Source organism: Mycobacterium sp. NPDC048908 (genome assembly GCF_043197955.1).
In the GTDB taxonomy this organism is placed as follows: Bacteria; Actinomycetota; Actinomycetes; order Mycobacteriales; family Mycobacteriaceae; genus Mycobacterium.
Genome location: NZ_JBICUE010000007.1, coordinates 225529 through 245698 on the forward strand (window position 1 = coordinate 225529; position 20170 = coordinate 245698).

The 20170-nt window shown below is 65.0% G+C and carries 17 protein-coding genes and 2 pseudogenes; 6 read left to right on the forward strand and 13 right to left on the reverse strand.

Annotation, left to right across the window (positions count from 1 at the left end):
- Positions 1–42: 42 nt before the first annotated feature.
- The 6 genes and pseudogenes from ACGFK1_RS20005 to ACGFK1_RS20030 all read right to left on the reverse strand — a co-directional run bounded on the left by ACGFK1_RS20005 (position 43) and on the right by ACGFK1_RS20030 (position 6991).
- Positions 43–594: pseudogene (locus tag ACGFK1_RS20005) on the reverse strand (dihydrofolate reductase family protein).
- Positions 595–651: 57 nt separating this feature from the next.
- A complete protein-coding gene (locus ACGFK1_RS20010; RefSeq protein WP_393432941.1) occupies positions 652–1311 on the reverse strand; it encodes an MOSC domain-containing protein in 660 nt (219 codons plus the stop codon).
- 45 nt (positions 1312–1356) lie between these two features.
- The gene (locus ACGFK1_RS20015; protein WP_393432944.1) at positions 1357–3729 is read right to left on the reverse strand and encodes an ATP-binding cassette domain-containing protein; all 2373 of its coding nucleotides are present in this window, start codon (positions 3727–3729) and stop codon (positions 1357–1359) included.
- Between the two features lie 3 nt (positions 3730–3732).
- A complete protein-coding gene (locus ACGFK1_RS20020; protein ID WP_393432947.1) occupies positions 3733–4143 on the reverse strand; it encodes a VOC family protein in 411 nt (136 codons plus the stop codon).
- Between the two features lie 6 nt (positions 4144–4149).
- The gene (locus ACGFK1_RS20025; RefSeq protein WP_393433204.1) at positions 4150–4530 is read right to left on the reverse strand and encodes a helix-turn-helix transcriptional regulator; all 381 of its coding nucleotides are present in this window, start codon (positions 4528–4530) and stop codon (positions 4150–4152) included.
- A gap of 91 nt (positions 4531–4621) precedes the next feature.
- Positions 4622–6991 carry an alkaline phosphatase family protein gene (locus ACGFK1_RS20030; protein WP_393432950.1) on the reverse strand — a complete coding sequence of 790 codons (2370 nt, stop codon included), beginning with the start codon at positions 6989–6991 and terminating at the stop codon, positions 4622–4624.
- 109 nt (positions 6992–7100) lie between these two features.
- Here ACGFK1_RS20030 and ACGFK1_RS20035 point away from each other — a divergent pair, with 109 nt between their 5' ends.
- Complete coding sequence (locus ACGFK1_RS20035; RefSeq protein ID WP_393432953.1) at positions 7101–7976, forward strand: hypothetical protein; 876 nt, start codon at positions 7101–7103, stop codon at positions 7974–7976.
- Positions 7977–8045: 69 nt separating this feature from the next.
- Positions 8046–8768, forward strand: a complete 723-nt coding sequence (locus tag ACGFK1_RS20040) for a hypothetical protein (protein ID WP_393432956.1) — start codon at positions 8046–8048, stop codon at positions 8766–8768.
- Positions 8769–8776: 8 nt separating this feature from the next.
- Here ACGFK1_RS20040 and ACGFK1_RS20045 read toward each other — a convergent pair whose 3' ends face one another.
- The 5 genes from ACGFK1_RS20045 to ACGFK1_RS20065 all read right to left on the reverse strand — a co-directional run bounded on the left by ACGFK1_RS20045 (position 8777) and on the right by ACGFK1_RS20065 (position 13203).
- Positions 8777–9595, reverse strand: coding sequence for an acyl-CoA thioesterase domain-containing protein (locus tag ACGFK1_RS20045; RefSeq protein WP_393432959.1), 819 nt, complete (start codon positions 9593–9595; stop codon positions 8777–8779).
- Positions 9596–9624: 29 nt separating this feature from the next.
- The gene (locus ACGFK1_RS20050; protein ID WP_393432963.1) at positions 9625–10326 is read right to left on the reverse strand and encodes an SDR family NAD(P)-dependent oxidoreductase; all 702 of its coding nucleotides are present in this window, start codon (positions 10324–10326) and stop codon (positions 9625–9627) included.
- A 233-nt stretch (positions 10327–10559) separates the two neighbouring features.
- Complete coding sequence (locus tag ACGFK1_RS20055) at positions 10560–11627, reverse strand: CapA family protein (RefSeq protein WP_393432966.1); 1068 nt, start codon at positions 11625–11627, stop codon at positions 10560–10562.
- Positions 11628–11633: 6 nt separating this feature from the next.
- Positions 11634–12608, reverse strand: coding sequence for a substrate-binding domain-containing protein (locus tag ACGFK1_RS20060; protein ID WP_393432969.1), 975 nt, complete (start codon positions 12606–12608; stop codon positions 11634–11636).
- 112 nt (positions 12609–12720) lie between these two features.
- Positions 12721–13203, reverse strand: a complete 483-nt coding sequence (locus ACGFK1_RS20065; protein WP_393432972.1) for a TspO/MBR family protein — start codon at positions 13201–13203, stop codon at positions 12721–12723.
- Positions 13204–13289: 86 nt separating this feature from the next.
- Between ACGFK1_RS20065 and ACGFK1_RS20070 the strand changes: the two genes are divergently transcribed.
- Positions 13290–14450 (forward strand): NAD(P)/FAD-dependent oxidoreductase, encoded by a 1161-nt coding sequence (locus tag ACGFK1_RS20070; protein WP_393432975.1) that lies wholly within the window; start codon positions 13290–13292, stop codon positions 14448–14450.
- Positions 14447–15340, forward strand: a complete 894-nt coding sequence (locus ACGFK1_RS20075; protein WP_393432977.1) for an RNA polymerase sigma-70 factor — start codon at positions 14447–14449, stop codon at positions 15338–15340. The genes ACGFK1_RS20070 and ACGFK1_RS20075 overlap by 4 nt, the downstream gene beginning before the upstream one ends.
- Here ACGFK1_RS20075 and ACGFK1_RS20080 read toward each other — a convergent pair.
- Positions 15337–16719 carry a purine-cytosine permease family protein gene (locus tag ACGFK1_RS20080; RefSeq protein WP_393432979.1) on the reverse strand — a complete coding sequence of 461 codons (1383 nt, stop codon included), beginning with the start codon at positions 16717–16719 and terminating at the stop codon, positions 15337–15339. The two genes, ACGFK1_RS20075 and ACGFK1_RS20080, sit on opposite strands and share 4 nt — an antisense overlap.
- 43 nt (positions 16720–16762) lie before the next feature.
- On the opposite strand from ACGFK1_RS20080, the pseudogene ACGFK1_RS20085 reads away from it, so the two are divergent.
- Together ACGFK1_RS20085 and ACGFK1_RS20090 are read left to right on the forward strand one after the other, a co-directional pair.
- Positions 16763–17779 (forward strand): annotated as a pseudogene (locus ACGFK1_RS20085) (P1 family peptidase); the annotation flags it as partial.
- A gap of 202 nt (positions 17780–17981) precedes the next feature.
- Positions 17982–19445, forward strand: coding sequence for an MFS transporter (locus ACGFK1_RS20090; RefSeq protein WP_393432981.1), 1464 nt, complete (start codon positions 17982–17984; stop codon positions 19443–19445).
- Here ACGFK1_RS20090 and ACGFK1_RS20095 read toward each other — a convergent pair.
- Complete coding sequence (locus ACGFK1_RS20095) at positions 19442–19870, reverse strand: SRPBCC family protein (protein ID WP_393432984.1); 429 nt, start codon at positions 19868–19870, stop codon at positions 19442–19444. The genes ACGFK1_RS20090 and ACGFK1_RS20095 overlap by 4 nt on opposite strands.
- Between the last annotated feature and the right edge of the window lie 300 nt (positions 19871–20170).

Here is a 20170-nt window from a genome sequence, read left to right on the forward strand (position 1 = left end):
CAGATGCGCCAAACTCTCCGCGCCGCAACGAGACTGATTCGGTCAGGTCTGGTAGTGCAGCAGGACCGCGCCGCCCGGGAAGGTGCGGTTCTCCACCAGTCGCAGCGGTAACCACGACGGTAGTGTCGGGAAGAAACCCGTGCCGCCGCCCACAGCGGTGGGCGCGATCACGACGCGGTATTCATCCACCCAGTTCGGCCTGCACGATCGGCGCGGCCAGCGTCGCGCCGGCCACCTCAAGCTGCCCGTCGGTTTCGGCTTTCAGCTTCGTCACCACCTCGACCGGGTCGCCGCGTTCCAGGCAGGAGTTGTAGTCGACGGACTCCAGGGTGTGCGAGAACACGACCTTGGGCGTGTCACGCCAAATGCGGGCGAAGTCGACGATCAACGGGGTGGCATCCGGCGCCCGGTCGGCCAGTACGCGGACATGAGTTCGTAGAGCCGCCGGCCGTAGCGCGACAGGGCGGTCTCGTGCTCGAAGTCGTTCCAGTACTGGTGCAGTTCTTCGCTCGGCTCGGACCAGTCGATGTTGCCCTGTGCGTCGGCGATGTACCCGTCCACCGACACATTGAAGCCATAGATGGGCTTGCCCATGCAGATAAGACTGCACCGCAAGGCAATACTCATCGCGGAGCAACGCCACCGACGGGGTTACGAATCGATGCGGCGCCGAGCCAGATCCTTGATCTCGTCGGCCAAAGCATCGGCTTGAAGAACTTCCGGCAGTAGTTCCGGTTCCAGCGTGAGCGCTCGGAACACAAAACCCACGGTCACATCGTGGCTCGGTCGATCGGTGACGACGATCGAATCGCCCGCGCGCACCGAACCGGACTCGATCACTCGGAGGTACGCACCGGGCGTCGCCGCCTTGGTGAACGTCTTCACCCAGCCCCGGATCGACAGCCACGTCGCGAACGTCCGGCACGGAATGCGCGGCCGGGTCACCTCGAGCAGCAGCCCAGCGGCGCCGACCCGCCACCGCTCGCCGATTCGCGCGCCGGTGACGTCGAGCCCTTCCGTGGTGAAGTTCTCTCCGAACTCCCCGTTTTTCAGGTCGCGCTGCAGCTCTCGTTCCCATTCGTTGAGGTCCTCGCGGGCGTACACGTACACCGCCTGATCGTCGCCGCCGTGATATTGCTGGTCGCCGATGTAGTCACCCACTAGGCCGCTGCCGAGTCCGCCCTGCTTCGGCCCAGGAGCACGCACCGTGACCGCGTCATCGGTGGGCCGCTTTTCGATGCCGGTCAACAACGTCCCCTTGTCGGAATTCGGGTGCGGATGAGCCAGATTGACCGCCAGCACGTTCGCCATGGCCGGAGCCTACTTACTCACCGCGGGACTCGCTGGCCCGACCGATCAACCGACGTACGCCGCCAGGTGCTCGCCGGTCAGCGTCGAACGATCGGCGACCAGATCGGCCGGCGTGCCCTCGAACACGATGCGTCCGCCGTCGTGCCCGGCGCCGGGGCCGAGGTCGATGATCCAGTCCGCGTGTGCCATCACCGCTTGGTGATGTTCGATGACGATCACCGACTTACCCGCGTCGACAAGACGATCCAGCAGAGCGAGCAACTGTTCGACGTCCGCGAGGTGCAGGCCGCTGGTCGGCTCATCGAGGATGTAGATGTCCTCCTTGTCGGCCATCTGCGTCGCGAGCTTGAGCCGTTGCCGCTCACCACCGGACAACGTGGTGAGCGGCTGCCCCAACGTCAGATAACCCAGCCCGACGTCGGCCAGCCGGACCAGAACCCTATGCGCCGCAGGCACTTTGGTATCTGCGTCGGCGAAGAAACTCAACGCGTCGGCAACCGACATTGTCAGCACCTCGCTGATGTCACGCCCGCCGAACTTGTACTCCAGCACCGTCGCGTCGAACCGCTTGCCCTCGCACACGTCACAGGTAATCGCGACGCCGGCCATCATCGCCAGATCGGTGTAGATCACGCCGGCGCCATTGCAGTTCGGGCAGGCGCCTTCGGAGTTGGCGCTGAACAGTGCCGGCTTCACGCCGTTTTCCTTCGCGAACGCTTTACGTATCGGTTCCAGCAGTCCGGTGTAGGTCGCCGGATTACTCCGTCGGGAGCCACGGATCGGCGTCTGGTCCATCGCCACCACGCCGGCCCTGCCCGCCACGGAACCATGGATCAACGAACTCTTGCCCGAGCCCGCGACGCCGGTAACCACGACCAGCACCCCCAGCGGGATGTCGACGTCGACGCTCTGCAAATTGTGGGTGTTATCGGCGCGAATCTGCAACGCGCCGTTCGGCTTTCGCGTGCTCTGCTTCAACGCTGCCCGGTCGTCGAGGTGCCTTCCGGTGAGGGTGTCGCTTTTCCTCAGCTCGGCCACGGTGCCCTGGAACACCACCTCACCGCCCGCCGCACCCGCCCCTGGACCGAGGTCGACCACGTGGTCAGCGATCGCGATCGCCTCGGGCTTGTGCTCGACGACCAGCACGGTGTTGCCCTTGTCCCGAAGTTGCAGCAGAAGGTCGTTCATCCGCTGGATGTCGTGCGGGTGTAGGCCGATCGTCGGCTCGTCGAAGACGTAGCTGATGTCGGTCAGCGACGAACCGAGATGGCGCACCATCTTCACGCGCTGCGCCTCACCGCCCGACAACGTGCCCGCGGGGCGGTCGAGCGACAGGTACCCCAGCCCGATCTGGACGAACGAGTCGAGGCTGTGCTGAAGCGCCGTCAACAGCGGCGCCACCGATGGCGCATCCACACCCTTGACCCACTCGGCGAGATCATTGATCTGCATCGCACACGCATCCGCGATGCTGATCTCGTCGATTTTGGACGATCGGGCCAGTTCCGACAGCCGGGTGCCGTCACACGCTGAACAAGTCGTGAATGTCACCGCCCGCTCGACGAAGGCACGAATGTGCGGTTGCATCGCGTCGACGTCCTTGGACAGCATCGACTTCTGGATCGTCGGGATGAGCCCCGAGTAGGTCAGGTTGACGCCGTCGACCTTGATCTTGGTCGGCTCCTTGTACAGAAGGGCGTCGAGTTCCTTCTTCGTGTATTCGCGAACCGGCTTGTCCGGATCGAAGAATCCGCAGCCGCGATAGATCCGGCCGTACCACCCGTCCATGCTGTAGCCCGGGATGGTCAGCGCACCGTCGTTGAGCGACTTGCTCTCGTCGTACAGCGCGGTCAGATCGAAGTCGTTGACCGCGCCGCGACCCTCGCATCGTGGGCACATCCCGCCGGTGATGCTGAAATCGCGGCGCTCCTTGACGGTCTTGCCGCCTCGCTCGAATGTCACCGCGCCCGCGCCGCTGATCGAGGCGACGTTGAAGGAGAAGGCCTGCGGCGAACCGATGTGCGGCTTGCCGAGCCTGCTGAACAGGATGCGCAGCATGGCGTTGGCGTCGGTGGCGGTCCCGACGGTGGAGCGGGGGTCGGTGCCCAACCGCTCCTGACCAACGACGATCGCGGTGGTCAGCCCCTCCAGTACGTCGACGTCGGGCCGCGCCAGCGTCGGCATGAACCCTTGCACGAACGCGCTGTAGGTCTCGTTGATCAACCGCTGCGATTCCGCGGCGATCGTGTCGAACACCAGCGAGCTCTTACCTGAACCCGATACGCCGGTGAACACCGTCAGCCGACGCTTCGGCAATTCGACGTCGACATCCTTGAGGTTGTTTTCGCGGGCGCCGTGCACGCGGATCACCTCGTGGCTGTCCGCGGCGTGCACGGCCGGCGACTTCGCGTTCCCCATGTGCTAGCGCAGCTCCTGGATGCGGACCATGTTGCCTGCGGGGTCGCGTAGCGCGCAGTCACGAACCCCGTACGGCTGCTCGGTCGGCTCCTGGACCACCTCGACATCGCTGGCCTGGATCTGCTCGAAAGTGCCATCCAGGTCCTTGGTGGCCAGCAGAAGCGTGCCGAAGGTGCCCTTGGCCATCATCTCGGTGATCACCCGGCGCTCGTCGTCGGTGAGGCCGGGGGTCGCCGTCGGTGGGTACAAAACGACGTTCGTATCGGGCTGGCTCGGGGGCCCTACCGTGATCCATCGCATCTTGCCGTTGCCGACGTCGAGGCGGACCTCGAAGCCGAGGGTGTCGCGATAGAACGCCAACGACTCTTCCGGGTCGTCGAGCGGCAACATGCTGGAGTGAATGGTGATGTCCATGGGGACTTAGGTTATGTGCAGCCGCACGGCCGGGGCTTCTCGATTCCTGATCGGTCTGGTGACTTGTTTCTCCACGCACGACGGAAGTGCGCCTGCCGCACGTGAGGCCTGGTCCCGGTACGCGCTCGGCGTGATGCCGACCAATTCGGTGAAGCGAGTGCTGAACGTGCCCAACGACGAGCATCCGACCGCGAAGCAGACCTCGGTGACGCTCATGTCACCCTGTCGGAGCAGCGCCATCGCGCGTTCGATGCGCCGCGTCATCAAGTACGAATACGGCGATTCCCCGTAGGCGAGTTTGAACTGCCGGGACAGGTGCCCGGCCGACATGTTCACACCGCGCGCCAGCGCCTCGACGTTCAACGGTTGAGCATACTCACGGTCCATCCGGTCGCGGACGCGGCGCAACAGTTTGAGGTCACGAAGCCGCTGCGCATCCGGGGACGGGCTGGTCACACCGGGATCGTACGTCGGCGTTCTACGTCCAGAATTCGTTCATGGGTTGCGCATAGCGATCGTTGTTCGTCAACGGTGGAAGTCCGAGTGACACCTCGATTGTTCGCAGCAGGCTGTAGTGGTCGTAGCGATCATCTGCGATGAACGGCCCCGGCCGCATCCCGCCTGCGACCGCGCCCGGGGACGGGATGACGACGGTGACGATGTGATTGCCTTCGTTACCGATGCCCAACGAGATGTTGTTGTAGTCCTCGTCGAAGGTCAAAAAGATCGCGCTCTTCTCGTTCGGGTCGTTCCAGGTGTTCGAGTTCATGATGATCGGCAGTGTCTCCGCGAGCCATGCGTCGCCTGCCGCCACGTTGTATTGGTGCCCACCAAGGAAAGTCGGCGTGAGCTGACTCAACGCCCATTGGATGATGCCGCTGAGGGTATCCGTGGGGCCCTCCATGTTGGTCGCGTCGTCCGCGGCGAACCACACGAAGTCAGGAGCCGCGCTGGGAACGACGAGATCTCCCGCCATCTCCGACAGGTCGAACAGGTGGCCCTCGACGCGGGCCGGGTCGTCGTAGATGTCATGGAAGGCCAGGAACGGCAACCGGTCGGTGGGCGTGCTGTAGCCGCCGCCACCTTCCATGTAGCCGGCCCAGGTCTTGTGGGCCAACTCGATGTTGTCGGCGAGGTTCAACGCAGGGTCGAAACAGTCCGCCGGGCAGTTGTAGTTGAACCCGAAGTCCGAACCGCCGATGATCGGATAGTAATTCGGGTCGCTCGGATGGGTCGGCGCATAGTAATTCGATGCGAATCCATACTGCTGGATGAGACTGTTCAGGTACGGGGCGTTGCGGCTGCCGACGATGTCGGCGAAGCCCTTGTTCTCCATGTACACCATGAACACGTGATCGAGTTGGCCTACGTTCGGCTCCGGTGCAGTGAGAGTCGCAGGGACGAGGTTCGCCGAGTCGACTTTGAAGAAAACGTTGTCGGCGTAGGCGTTGTTGTAATGGCCGAGCACCGGATTGAGGTCCGTCAGCGTCACGACCACACGCGCACTGCGTGCGCCGATCGGAACGGTGCCTGCGATCTCACGTTCGAGGAATCGGGTCTGGAAGAAGCGATCGAGCACACCCACCGGGCGGATCCTGGCGCTGCTCAGCGTTGCCCCGTTGGCATCGAGGAACTCGACGCGCAGCGAGGCCGCCGACGGATCGACGGTGAAGCCACCGAAGTCACCGCCCAGCGCGTAAGGAACTACACCACTGTCGATTTCGGTGGCGGCGGCGCGGAGATCGACCGTCTGGCTGAGCGTGGATGTCGCGACGGGGCCGCCGCCGAAGAATTGCTCGCCGCTGTCGGGCGGCGCGCTGGCCACGGTGGGGAATCCGAGAAAGGCCGGGAAGGTCGGGCCCGGCGAGGCGGTGGGCCATGGGAACCGGCGTGGCGTGCCGTACTCGATGACGGTCGGGGTACCAGTCACCGTCCAACCCGGCACGGTCACGGAACTGTATCCCGACAGTGACGGATCGCCGAGTTCGGCGCCAGGGTTGACCAGCAGATTGGGGCCCTGAACCGTGAGCGCGGGTACGTGCTGGACATTGGCCGCGGGCGCGAGGGTCAGCAGCGTCTGTTCGATCTCGCGGCGCACCCACGCCAACATGGCCCACAGCACCGGTTCTTGAAGCGGGGCAAGAGGACTGGCCGTCATCGACGGGGCCCGGCCAACCCAACCAAGAAGGCTGGAAACCACCTCTGTCACGATGTTCAGCGGGGTGAGCGGCCCGCTGAACGTGGGCGGGTCGACGTGCGAAGCGGTCGTCTGGGTTATCGGGGAGACCACCGTCACTGGCGAAATGACAGGAGCGCTCAGCGTGTTCGTCGGCTTGGCCGGATTCGGTGCTGTTGTCGCTGCCCGAAAGGCGCTGGGCTGCTCTGGTTTTGACGTGGTGGTTGTCGATTCGGCGTGGACGTGGTGGATTACGGCGCTCGACGGTGATGCGCTAGGCGATGATTTCTTGCTCGTCTCGTCCACGCGGGTCTTGCGCGGCGAATTCTTCGTCGCAATCGGCGTGTCGTCTCTTTGATCGACGGCGGTCCCGGTGGTATCGCGGTGTCCACTCGGCGGACCGGCGCTCGTATCCGCATCGGTGGACTGATTCGCACCGGAGGACCTGTCGCCGTCCGCCGATGCGGGTCCGTTGACCACCACGGCCGGACGGGATGGTTTCTTCTTCGGTTCTTTCTTCGGGACGGGTGAATCCAACGTGTTCGACACCGAATCGGTGGCCGAACCGCCTGGTTCCGCGACCGCGACGCCGGGCATCGTTCCGACCGCGATCCCGACCCCCAGCGCGACTGCCAGCGCCCCCACCCTGCCGACGTAGCTGACGTAACCCATCTCGGCTCCTTGCACGACGGGATGTCCCGCGCCAGGGAATTTACGCCGCGGACGATCAGCATGGGCTGAATCGATTGAAGATTCGTGGTGGCTTACGGTCTTGCGTCACGTGACGGCATGGTGGTCGAAAGACAATTGGTCACGATTAGCCCACGCAACATATGAGGTCCGTCTGCGAACCACAATTCATCCGCACCTATACTGCTGCGACGATGATGCAGCCGATTACGAGTATCGCGACCCTCATGAAGTCGCCGACCAGTTGGACGAGACAGCCGTGGTATGCCTGCCGAATGCCGTTCCTCGAGAATGGCTGGCGCACGCCCGCGCAGATGTCGAAGATCGGCTTCGAACTCACGGGGTCCGCGATCACTTCATCCGGTCACCTCAGAATGACGAGCGCAGCGCTGCAAAGGTTCTCACCGACAGCCCGTCGGCGGCGTCACTACTGACCGACATCGTGCGCACCCGCTTCCCTGATGAACCCGCCACTTTGCAACTCACCGGTTCCGCGCTGCGAATTATTGCCGGACCGCGCGGCGAAGGCGATGCGTTCTGGTTTCACTACGACGCCAGCATTGTGACAATGGTCGTGCCCATCTTTCTGCCCCAAGCCCCACCCGGAAACGCGGGCGAATTAGTGGGTCTGTTCAACAAGCGGCCTTTCCGGCGTTTTGTTCTCACGAACATCGTCGACAAAGCCGTCGGGCAATGTAATTTCTATCGCAAGCAAATTGTGAGCAAGCTCGAAAAACTGCACAGGGTCGACATGGAAATCGGAAACGCCTACTTGTTCTGGGGTTATCGCAGTCTGCACGGGAACATGCCATGCCAATCCGGCGCCCTTCGTGCCACGCTGCTGCTTCATTTCGGCCGTCCGCACGGGACGAGCGAGGCGTTGACAGCGGCCGCCCGCGTCGGCCAATCTCTGCGCAGTCTGGGCAGGAAACGCACTGATGAGGAAGTTGTGGTCGGCGCGTACTGACCTCCATCGAATCCGTCTGACAGACCAACGTTTCGATAGGTCAGTGGACCACACCGTTAGCATCGGGGTGTGACTGAGCGCGAAGCCCCGCCGGGTTTGGGCTTCGAGTACCGGCGGGACGACCCGTATGAGAACGACGGGTGGTTCGGCGGTGAGCGGGTCGCTGACCCGACATACGTGGACGAGGTGTCTGCTCCCCCACGCGAACCGGTCACGCCCGTGCGGCCGAATCGCTTCGAGGCCCCCTCGCCGCCCGCCCCCGCCAGGACGAATCCGACCGTGTCCACCTGGACGATCAACGGCCAGCTTCGCGCGTCGGGCAGCAGCACATTGACCTTCCGGCCCCCTCCGAGGCCGTGGTATCGGACCAAGCAGGCGGCTGTGGCACTGCTCGTCGTCGCGGCGGCCGCCCTGATTGTGCCGATCGCCGTGCTCGTCCTGCCCGACAACTCCTCACCCGCCCCCGGCCCGTCCACATCCGTTGCACCCCGGCCCGCGACCCCGCAGCCCAGTCCCACCACCGCCGCCTCGACGCCGATCAACGTGCCACCGCCGACACCACCGCCAGCGCCAGCGCCACCGCCACCTTCTCCACCGCCGTCCCCGCAAGACGGTGGAAGTGCGCCGACATACGACGAGCCGTACTGGACGCGTCCCGCGCCGGAGCCCACCGCCAAGGCGCCCACGCCAGTGACCCGTTCTCCCATCAGCGTGGCACCGGTGCCGCGGAAACCCACCGAACGCAACTCCCTCGGCGAAAGCGACAAGCCGGGCTGCGCGGGCTGGTGCTGAGGCAACAGCTACTCGTAATTGAGGCCCGCCACCGGCGTTGAGCGAGTTGAAAAATCAATTTGCGCTGCCGGATTGGCGACCGCGGTGACCATACCTGAACCGAACGCACCGCCAGAGTCGAACAGCGTCGCCGTGCCGACCGAAATGCCGTCGGCGGTCCAGTGCGAGTCTGCTTGTAACGCAATCCATTTGTCGACGGGCAACCGCGCCAACGCAGCTGTCAGGTCACCGTTGATGTAACCGATGCCCCTGGTGCCGAGGTTGGTGACCAGACTCGTCGACTCGGCGACCATGACGGCCCGGACGAATGCCGAGTTCCCCTCGCCCTCAACCACGTTGATTCCGTCGTTGAAAAAGCACTTCCGAGAGCCGTTCTGATGGGCGGCGGGCGACCTGGTCCATCCCGCCTCGTCGCTGCCGACGAACGGAAGGATCGAATCGTCCGGCGTCGGCGGTTGCGGAAGCGCCATCGGCGGGGTCCACTCGCGGCCGGGCGGGGCCGACGACCGCCGGTACTGCACAAGTGTTGCACGCGTAACCGGTCGGCCATCCTGCAGCACATCGCATTCCGCTGTGCGCACCCGTCGGCCGTCCCGCACCACCCGGACATCGATCGTCGTCGGCACATTGCGGGCTCGAAACAGATCCGCAGTGAACCGAGCTGGCATGAATCCGGGTGCGCCCAGCTGCTTTTCGAGTTCCCGCGCAGCCAATCCGACGACGGCAGGACCATTGAGGTGATCGTCGCCCCAATGGCTCTGCGCGAATGGCGTCGGCATGAAAGCGCCGCCCTCTGTCAGAGCGAAATGCGCCGGTTGCTTCGGCATCCGATCATCGTCGCACAGCGCCCGACCTGCTACGTGTTGCGGCCACCGTTGACGCCGAGGATTTGGCCGGTGATGTAGCCGGCCTCATCGGAGACCAGGAAGGCGCAAGCGGCGGCGATGTCTTCGGGTCTGCCCATCCGGCGGACCGGTGTGGCGTCGATGGTCGCCTGCACATCGCGGATGGTGCCGCGGGCCTCAGCGCTGCGCAGCATCGGCATGTCGATGAAGCCTGGCGGCACCGCGTTGACGGTGATGCCGGCAGGCCCGTACTCCAACGCCAGCGACTTGGTCAGACCGTTGACCGCCGACTTCGCGGCGACGTAGTGCGACATGTGGGGTGTTCCGGAATGGGTGCTCGACGACGAGATGTTGACGATGCGGCCCCAGCCGGCGGCGATCATGTCGGGCAATACCGCCTGCGTGCAATGAAACACCCCGTTCAGATTGACGTCGATCACCTTCTGCCACTCGGCGAAGGTGATGTCGACAAATCGCTTGAACCCGTCCAGTCCGGCGGCGTTGACCAGAATGGTCACTGGTCCCAGCTGCGAACGCACAGCAAAAAATGCCGACTCGACTTGTGCGCGATCGGTCACGTCGGCGGTCTGGGCGAACTCGTCTTCGGAGGGGTTAACGTCGATGGTGGCGACGTGATAACCGTCGGCGCGCAGCCGATCCGCGACCGCCCGCCCGATGCCAGAGCCGCCCCCGGTGACGACTGCCGTCTTCATATCGTGTCCTTCCGAATCGGTTGTCCGAACTGATGATTGCCTCAGGTGCGCCGAGGCGTGCGCAGCCCCAGTGTGCGACGCCCGGCGTCTGCAAGATGTTCACGCACTGCGTCGTCGTCGAGACGTACGCCGCCCACCGCGCCCGCCATGACCGCCTTCACCTCGCCGGCCACCTCCTCATCCCGGCAGACCAGATTTACGAACGTACAGTACTGTACTAGCCATTCGTAAAGCTAACCGACTGTGACGAGCACGCCGTCGGCTGCGCGTTCGACGCTGGTGCCGAACCGTTGGCTGATCTCCGTCAGGTTCGTCCGCAGCCACTCGGCATCTGATTCTGGTGCACGCTCGAGGCGCATCCGTCGCATCCGCATGGGAACCATGCGCAGCGCGCATTCCTGGGCCGAAGCAAAGTACAGCAGTCGCAGGTCGTGCCGGTACGACTCGTACATGGCGATGCCTTCGTAATCGTCGATGATGTCACCGCAGCCGTACGTGATCAGTTTCCCTCGGTACCACTCGATCGGCCGCGGGTGATGCGACGAATGGCCGTGCACCACGTCCAGACCGGCGTCAATCAACCTGTGCGCGAAGCGGATCTGGGCCTCGCTGACGTCGTAACCCCAGTTCGACCCCCAATGTATCGACACCACCGCCACCTCACCCGGCCGTCGCAGTTCCAGCACGCGCGCGGCGATCAGATCGGCAGCGTCGTCGGAACTCTCCGGAACGAATGCGACGCCGGGGCGCTCACCCGTCGCGGCCCAGGCACGCGGGATGCCGCTGGATCCCATTCCGCATCCCGCGATCACCACACCAGAGACGACAACGGGGCGCCAAGCCTGCTCGGCATCCAATCCTGCACCAACACTGCGTATTCCGGCGTTTGCGATGACCCGTAACGTGTCTGCCAGTCCCCGATGCCCGAAGTCGAGGACATGGTTGTTGGCCAGCATGCAGACGTCCGGATGAATCGCGGTCAAGCAATCGATGTTGTACGGATGCATCCGGTAGTGCACTGCCTTGGCAGGCGCGAAGTCGTTGGACGTGGTGATACTGGTCTCCAGGTTGAGCAATCGAACGTCGGGAGCGAACTGGTCCACGATCTCCACCGCTTCCCCCCAGGGCCACGCGTAGTCGATTGGTGCGGGGATCGGGCCGTTGACCCGTTCGGCCAGCGTGATGTATCTCCGCGCATCGCTGACCACACGTTCGCGCAGTACGGGGTCCCCGGGCCGCGGTAGCAGTTGATCGATCCCGCGCCCGGTCATCACATCGCCGGTGAGAAAGATGACGGTCACGTCGGCTCAGCGCGTACCGGCCCGGGCGAGGTCTGCCACCGAGTTGATGTTGGTCTCGTCGACGAACGACGGCCCCGTCAACGTGGATTGACCGCCGCCGATCACATTCTTGTTGGTGAAGTACAACCACAACGAGTCGACCGCGAGATAGCCCTGCAGGAAAGGCTGTTGATCGATCGCCCATTCGATCATGCCGTTCTTGATCGCATCGACGACCCCGGCGTCGGTATCGAACGTCGCCACCTTGGCGTAGCTGTTCGCCTCGGCGACCGCCTCCAACGCCGCCAACGCCACCGGGGCGCCGAGGGTGAGTATGCGGTCGATGCTGAAGTCCTCATGCAGACGTGCGGCCACAGCCGACTTGACAGTGGACCTGTCTACACCGTCGACTTCAAGCTTCTGGGTCTTTCCCGCGAATGCCTCTGCCAATCCTTCGCATCGGGCTTCGAGTCCGACGTGACCCGGCTCATGGACCACACACAGCGCGTTCTTCGCTTCTTCATTGGTGAAGCGCTCACCTGCCGCACGGCCGGCGATCATCTCGTCTTGACCGAAATATTCCATCACCGCCAGCGGTTTCCAGGCCCGGATCCCGGAATTGAGCGCCACCACTGGAATCCCGGCTCGCGTCGCCTCCTGTACCGCGGGCCCCATCACCACAGGGTCGGCGAGTGTGACGGCGATGCCCGACACCTTCGCGCGCACGGCCGACCGCACGAGATCGGCTTGGGCCGCCGAACTCGGATCGTGCGAATACTGCAGATCGACGTTGTCCTTGACGGCGGCCGCCTCGGCGCCACGGCGAACGAGATCCCAAAACGTGTCACCGGGCGATTGATGGGTGACGAGGGCTACCGTCGCGCGGGGCGGGCCGCTGGACGGACTCGATCGGGTCGATGTTGCCGTGTTGTCGCCTCCCGAACACGCTGCGACCGAGATCAACAACACCGAGAGGACATACGCCACGAGCCGTCTGGCCATGCCTCACACCTCCCGCACCACGGTGGACGCATTCCCATGGTCGCAGGCGAGGACACCGAGATGACCCGTTTCACCGGAGCTCGCCGGGGCGCTTTTCCGCGCTACTGAGCTCTCACCGGCCGCGGTTCAGCTGCCAGATGCGCGTGGACAGCAGCGTCGCGAAGGCGCACCACACCGGGTAGGCGACAAGCGCGCCCGCCGCAGGGCCGCGCACCGCGACCGCGCGCCGGGTGAGGTCGGCGCTGCTCGCCGTCAAGGCCGCGGCCGCGACGGCCGAGGTGCCGAGCCGTCGGCGGTTGAAGAACAACCACGACCAACTCGCGTTCAGCACAAGATTCGCGCCGAGCAACCCCGCGAACGTGCGGGCCTGCCCGGGGTCGCGGGCGCGCAGGTGATCCAGCGTCGACGCCGACACGGCGGCGATATCGGCATACAGCAGCGGCCACACGATCGGAAAAACCTGGCGCGGCGGCTGGAAACTCGGCTTCTTCAGACGGGCATACCAACCCGACTGTGCGGGCCGGCTCGCCAAACCGCCGACCGTCCCGGTGAGGAGGACAGCTCCAACGGTGCTGACCAGTGCCTTTGGTTGCATGACCGTATTTACCCCGGAGTCGATGTCACGAATCGCGCCCCGTCTCGCGTCTCCTGTTCATCAACCGCCGACACGGAAGGCAGAACATGAACGAGATCCTGATTCTCGGCGCTGGGTACGCCGGCATGGCCGCGACCGCGGGCCTCGTGGGCCGACTCAAACATCGTGACGACGTCCACATCACCATCGTCAACCCGCAGACCCAGTTCACCGAACGACTGCGTCTACACCAGATTGCCTCCGGACAGGCGCTGGCCGACCTGCAAATCCCCGCTCAACTGGACGGCACCGGCGTCGACTTCGTCGAGGGCTGGGTGACCGGTGTCGACGCCGACACGCAGACGGTGCGCGTCGACGACACCGACATATTGCACTACGACACACTGGTATTCGCGCTTGGTAGCGTCACCGACACCGAAACCGTGCCCGGCGTAGAGGAATTCGCTTACACGCTCAACAGTGCACAGGACGCGTCGCTTCTTGCCTGCCACTTGGACCGTCTCGCCAACGGCACCGTGGTGGTGGCGGGCGGCGGACTGACCGGAGTCGAGTCCGCGGCCGAAATCGCTGAGCAACATCCCGAACTCGATGTCATCCTGCTGAGCAGGCAGCTGCCAGGAGCCATGATGGGCGACAAGGCGCGGACCCGGTTGCACGCCGGCCTTGACCGGCTAGGAGTGCGAATACGCTCCGGTGTCGAAATCGTCAAGGTGATGTCTGACGGCGTCGCGCTCGACGATGGCGAGGTCGTCGCCGCCCAGGCGGTGTTGTGGACGACGGGTGTGCGGGTGTCCCCGATTGCCGCGGCCGCGGGCTTCGACGTCGACGACCGTGGACGCATAGTGACCGACGAGTCACTACGATCCATATCCCATCCCAACGTCTACGCGGTCGGCGACGCCGCCGCCATCCGGCAGGGTTACGGGGTCATGCACGGCACCTGTCAGAGCGGCATCCCGACCGCGCTGCACGCGGCCGCGTCGATCACCCGCGAACTCAAAGGCAAGCAGCCCAAGCGGTTCCGCTTCGGCTACGTGCATCAACCGGTCAGCCTGGGACGCCATGACGGCGTCATCCAATTCACCCACGCGGACGACAGCCCCGGCCGGTTCTACTTGGCGGGCCGGTACGCGGTCGCGTACAAAGAAACGGTGAGTTCCAGCCCATGGACCACATATCGACTGCTCAAGGTGCTGCCCGCCCTCGGGGCGGCGACGTGGCGACGCGGCGGCCGGTCAACGAGATGACATCCGACCAGCAGACGTTCGCCGACCACAGGACCCTGTTGTTCTCGATCGCCTACCGGATCCTCGGCTCGGCAGCGGACGCCGAAGACGTCGTCCAGGACGCGTGGTTCAAGTGGTCGGCCAACGACCGCTCGCGGGTATCCGATCCGAAGGCTTATCTGGCCCGCATCATTTCCAATCTGTCGATGGAGCGGCTTCGTTCCACCCGGCACCAGCGCGAAACGTATGTGGGGCCTTGGCTTCCCGAGCCGATCCTCACGCAGGCCGACGCGTCCGACAACGTCGCTACCGCCGAATCGGTGTCGATGGCGATGCTCGTCGTGCTCGAGACCCTGAGCCCTCTGGAGCGCGCGGTGTTCGTGCTCAAGGAGGTGTTCGACTTCAGTTACGCCGAAATCGGCGACGCCGTCGAGCGGTCGGAATCCGCAGTGCGGCAAGCGGCTCACCGGGCCCGTGAACACATCCGGGCGCGACGTCCACGGTTCGAAACCGATCGCGCCAAGAAGCGTCAAGCCACCGAGCGCTTCTTCGCCGCGATCACCGGCGGCGACATCAACTCACTGATGGAACTGCTTGCGCCTGAGGTGACGCTGTGGACCGACGGCGGAGGCAAGGTCCGCCAGGCGATACGTCCGATCTCGGGTATCGACAACGTCGCGCGATGGATCGCCGGGGCCAGTCAGCGCCCGTACGAGGGTGTCGAAATCAGCGATATGGCAGCCGAAGTGGTCGACATCAACGGCGGACCGGGCATCCTGTTGACCGGCGCCGGTCGGGTCATCGCCACCCTCACCGTCGACCTTGACGCGGACGGTCGCATCGCCACGGTTCACAACGTCGCCAACCCCGACAAGCTGCAAGCGGTGACACGCGGGGTGAAACACATTTAGCCGCGCTGACGGTTCGACGGCCGCGACAGCCAGCGGTAGCCGCCGTAGAGCACCGCCGCGACGACGATGTTGACGAAGTACGCGATGTCGGCACCGTGCCAGGCCATGGCGACAGGCCCTTCGAACAGCGATGTGTTCATGAAAGGAATCGCTGCGATGTACGCCAGCACGAAGACGATCACCGCGACCACCGCATCCCGACGGCGGGTCGTTTCCTCGGCCGGGTTGATGCTCGCCCTGCCCTTGACGCGCAGCACCCAGTCGATCACCACGATCGACACGAAGGCCGGGATCCAGTAGCTCACCAACAGCAGCACTGCCTGGAATCGGGCTGCCGTGTCGACGTGATTGATCCACAGAATCAGCGGATACGCCAGGGCCGCAACGATCAAGGCCGATACCGGCCGCCGCACCTTGACCCCGATCGTCTGTAGCGCGAGCGAACCGCTGTAGTCGTTCATCACCCCGGAGCCGATGGACGCCAGCACGATGATCAACAAGGCCAGCCCACCCAGCAGACCGCCGCCCATCACCGACCGCACCCCCTCGGCCGTCTGGTCGGAGACCACGTCGCCCGCGGCAATGCCGATCGCCTGGATGAACGTGTATGCCAACACGATTCCGGCGAACGTGAAACCGAAGACCCGCGCCCGCGACGAGTCGGCGGGCAGGTAGCGGCTGAAATCGGCGGCATAAGTAGCCCATGACACCGCGAGGCTGAACGCGATGGTCACCTCGAGCACGAACGCGCCCGCGAGGTCGGCGCCCTGAAAAGCCGCAGGCGTGATGATGTCCTCTCCGCTGATGAGTTTCACCGCGAACACCACGAACGTCACGAACAGCACCACGGTCAGCACCGCCTGCATACGGTGGATCACTTCGTAGCCGAAGAATCCCACCGCCGCCTGCACGGCGAGCACGATCAACACCGCGAGCCAGAACGGCACGCCGACCAACAGGGACAACGCCTGCCCACCGAACAAACCGACCAGGGCATCCCACGCGATGGTGCCCAGCCACTGCAGCACCGCAGGCAACACCACCGCGCCACCGAACGCCATTCGCGAGTTGGGCAGCTGTCCTGTGCCCGTGCGCGGGCCCCACGTCGACAGATAGCCGACCACCAGCGAGCCGAGCACCGTGCCGATCACCATCGCCAGCAGACCAAGCCAGAAGCCCAACCCCAGCACGATCGCCAGCGCACCTGTGAAAACGCCGGTCATGTTGACCTGGGGCGCGAACCATACTGTGAACAGCCGGACCGGCGAACCGTATCGCTGATCCTCCGGGATCGGCGCGATGCCGTGCGTCTCGACGGATAGATCCCCTGCGGCCGCGGGTCGGTGGCCTGCGAAGGTCGGTTCGGACAGCGCGCTCATTGCTCCATTCGATCACGACGGTTGAGAGGATCGCCCGGTGACCATGACCCACACCACGGATGGCCGGCCACGCGCCCGAGGGCTGGGCATCGGCCTGCCCGGCGAACCCGGGCCGCTCAACGCGATCACCGACGTCGAGGGCGTCGCCGTCGGGACGACGACGCTGATCGACGGCGCGTCGGTGCGCACCGGCGTCACCGCGATCCTGCCGCGCGGCCGCGACGGCGTCGGCCGACCGTGCGCGGCGGGCTGGTATTCGCTGAACGGCAACGGCGAGATGACCGGGACGACGTGGATCGATGAAGCCGGAGCATTCAATTTGCCTGTGCTGCTTTCGAATACGCACGCGATCGGCGCCTGCCACAGCGGCGTCGTCAGCTGGGTCAACCGGATCAATCCGCGGCTGGCTCGCCAATGGCTGTTGCCTGTGTGCGCCGAGACGTGGGACGGCTACCTCAACGACATCAACGCCGGCCACGTCACGATCGAACATGTCGAGGCCGCGCTCGACGCGGCCGCGGGGGGACCGGTGGCCGAGGGGTCCGTCGGCGGCGGGACCGGGATGAACTGCTACGAGTTCAAGGGCGGCAACGGCACCGCGTCGCGGCGCGTCGGTTACGGGTCCACGACGTTCACCGTCGCAGCGTTCGTCCAGGCGAACTTCGGTGCGCGAGCTGAATTGACCGTTGCCGGAACCCACGTCGGTCCACGGCTACTCGACGACAATCCGATGGCCGGCGACTGGTTCGAGGTGGAGCTCGGCCTCAAACCGCCGCCGGGCGCGGGGTCCGTTATCGCGATCGTGGCCACCGATGCACCACTGTTGCCCGGCCAGTGCAAGGCGGTCGCCCGTCGTGTTCCGCTGGGTCTGGCGCGCACGGGAACGACGGGCAGCCACTTCTCCGGAGACATCTTCCTTGCCTTCTCGACAGCTGATGTGCCCGGATTGGCCAGCGCGTTTCCTGTCGGACCGGTTGATGACGACGAGTTCGGCACGCTCAGATTCGTCCCGTGGGGCCGCATGGACGACCTCTACACCGCGGTCGTGCAGGCCGTCGAGGAAGCGGTACTCAACGCGCTTGTGGTCAACGACGACATGGTCGGCCGCGACGGCCACCGCTCTCCTGCTCTTCCGCATGACCGGTTGCTGACGCTGCTGGACTACCCGCACTTCGGCCGAACGCCGGGTGGCGGGACGAGGCGCGATGGGGCAACGGGACATAATGCGAGAGCCGAAGATGAGCCGACGATGGAGCAGGGCCGTGGTCGAGACCGAGGTGAAGCGGTCCGCCCTCGGCGGCGGCGCCAGAGCCGGACTGCTCATCCCCGGCCTGTCAATCGTGGTGCTGACCGTCGCCGTGCTGCAGACCGCCGTCGTACCGGTGCTCGGCGTCATCGCCAACCAACTCAGCGTCTCCATGGTCGCGGCCAGTTGGGCCGTCACCGCGAACCTTCTCGCCGCCGCTGCGGCCACCCCGTTGATCGGTCGACTGGCCGACCTGCACAGCAAGAAAAGGGTGCTGTTGATCGTGCTGATCGTGGTGCTCGCCGGTTCGATCCTGGCGGCCACCACGACGTCGCTGGCCCTGCTGGTCGTCGCGCGCGTGCTGCAGGCCGCGTCGTACGGCCTGTATCCGATCAGTATCGCGATCCTTCGCGAAGAACTGCCCGACGACCGGATGGGCTCGGCGATGTCGGTGCTATCGGGCACGTTGGGGTTCGGTGGCGGCACGGGTCTGGTGGTGGTCGGCCTGCTGATGAGCGGGCAGGCCGGATATCACCGGGTCTTCTGGCTCACCACGGCGTTCACGGTCGTCGTCATCGCGATCGCGGTGTTCGTCGTGCCCGCCCGCGAGCGCGCCGCGACCGGGACAATCGACTGGCTCGGCGCGTTCGGGTTGGCCACCGGCCTTTCGGCGGTGTTGCTGGCGATCACGCAGGGTCACTCATGGGGATGGACGTCGGCCCCGACGATCAGTTGCGCGGCGGGCGGCGGGGTGGTGCTCTGCGGTTGGTGGTGGTGGGAACGTCGCGCCAGCCAGCCCTTGGTATCAACCCGGATGATGACCCGCCGACCGATCATGCTCACCAACCTGGCGACCGTGTTCGTCGGCATGGGCCTGTACTTCGCGTTCCTCGGTCTCACCCAATTCGTCCAGATCTCGCATGACGCAGCGGGATACGGCTTCGGGGCGACCGTACTTCAGGCCAGCGTCGTCTATCTCTTGCCCGGCGCACTGACCGGCTTCCTGGTGGCGCTGGCGAGCGGCCGGTTCATCGACCGGTTCGGCGCCGGTCCGGTGTTGATGGTGGCAGCCGTCGCGGGGATCGCCGGCTTTGTGTTCATCGCGCTGGCCCACGATGCGCCATGGCAGATCATTGCGGCAGGCATTCTGGCCAACGCGTACATCAGCCTTGGCTACGGGGCGCTGCCCGCACTGGTGGTCGCGGAGGTCGGCGCAGCCGAGACGGGGATCGCCACCAGCATGAACGCGATCGCGAGGACCGTCGGCAGCGCGCTGGCCGCAGCCGTCGTCGCGGTGCTGCTCGGTCGCTCCGTCAACGGCGTGCCGATGGAGAGCAGCTTCGTGGCCATCTTCGCGGGGGGTGCGATCACCGCCGCCCTGGCGATGGTGTTGATCGCGTTCTCACGTCCGCGGCGTGCGACCATCGAATCCGTCGAGGCGCGCTACGAATCTCGTGCCATGAACCACGAATGGGGTTAACCGAGGGCGGCGAGATTCTCAACGGACTTGCGCACGTCGTTGCGGATGAGCTTCGCCACGAAGTTCCCCACTGGCGTGTTCAGCACGCCGCCGGACAGGTCGGCAACCACGCGGAACGTCGTGCCCGGATCATCGTCGACCACGTGAATGCACAGGCCGATGCGGATGCCGGGTCGGCCGCGACCGACCATCTCGATCAGCTTTGGCTCGTCGTAGCGGGTGATTCGCCAGTGGATCACGTTACGAACGCCCTTGACCTTGATGCAGGACGACACACACGAACCCACCTCGAGCTGGGACGGAACCTCGCTGCGCCAGCCGTTGAAGATGGTCAGCCACTCCTCGAAGCGACCCAGGTCAGACGCCAACGCCCAGGCTTTCTCCGGACTCAGACTCGACGACACCGCCACATCAACCTTTGCCATCTTCCAGCACTACCCGGCGATGCACATCAGGTAAACGGTGTCGGCGGTTTCCCCGACGACATGGTGCAGGGCTGGGAAACTGGGGGCGCACCGGCGCTCCCTGTCAGCCTGCCCCCAGCGGTCAGGCGATGGCGGACGACGCCCCATTCCGCGGATTTTCTCGGTCCAGAGGGCCCGTGACGAAGGATTCCATTGTAAAAATGTAAATTCGTTGCGGAATCGCTTGCGAAGCACCGCCCGATCCGCGAAGGTTTACCCACAGCTTCACTGCTGTGTCTTGAGGAGGATTCGCCCTGACCG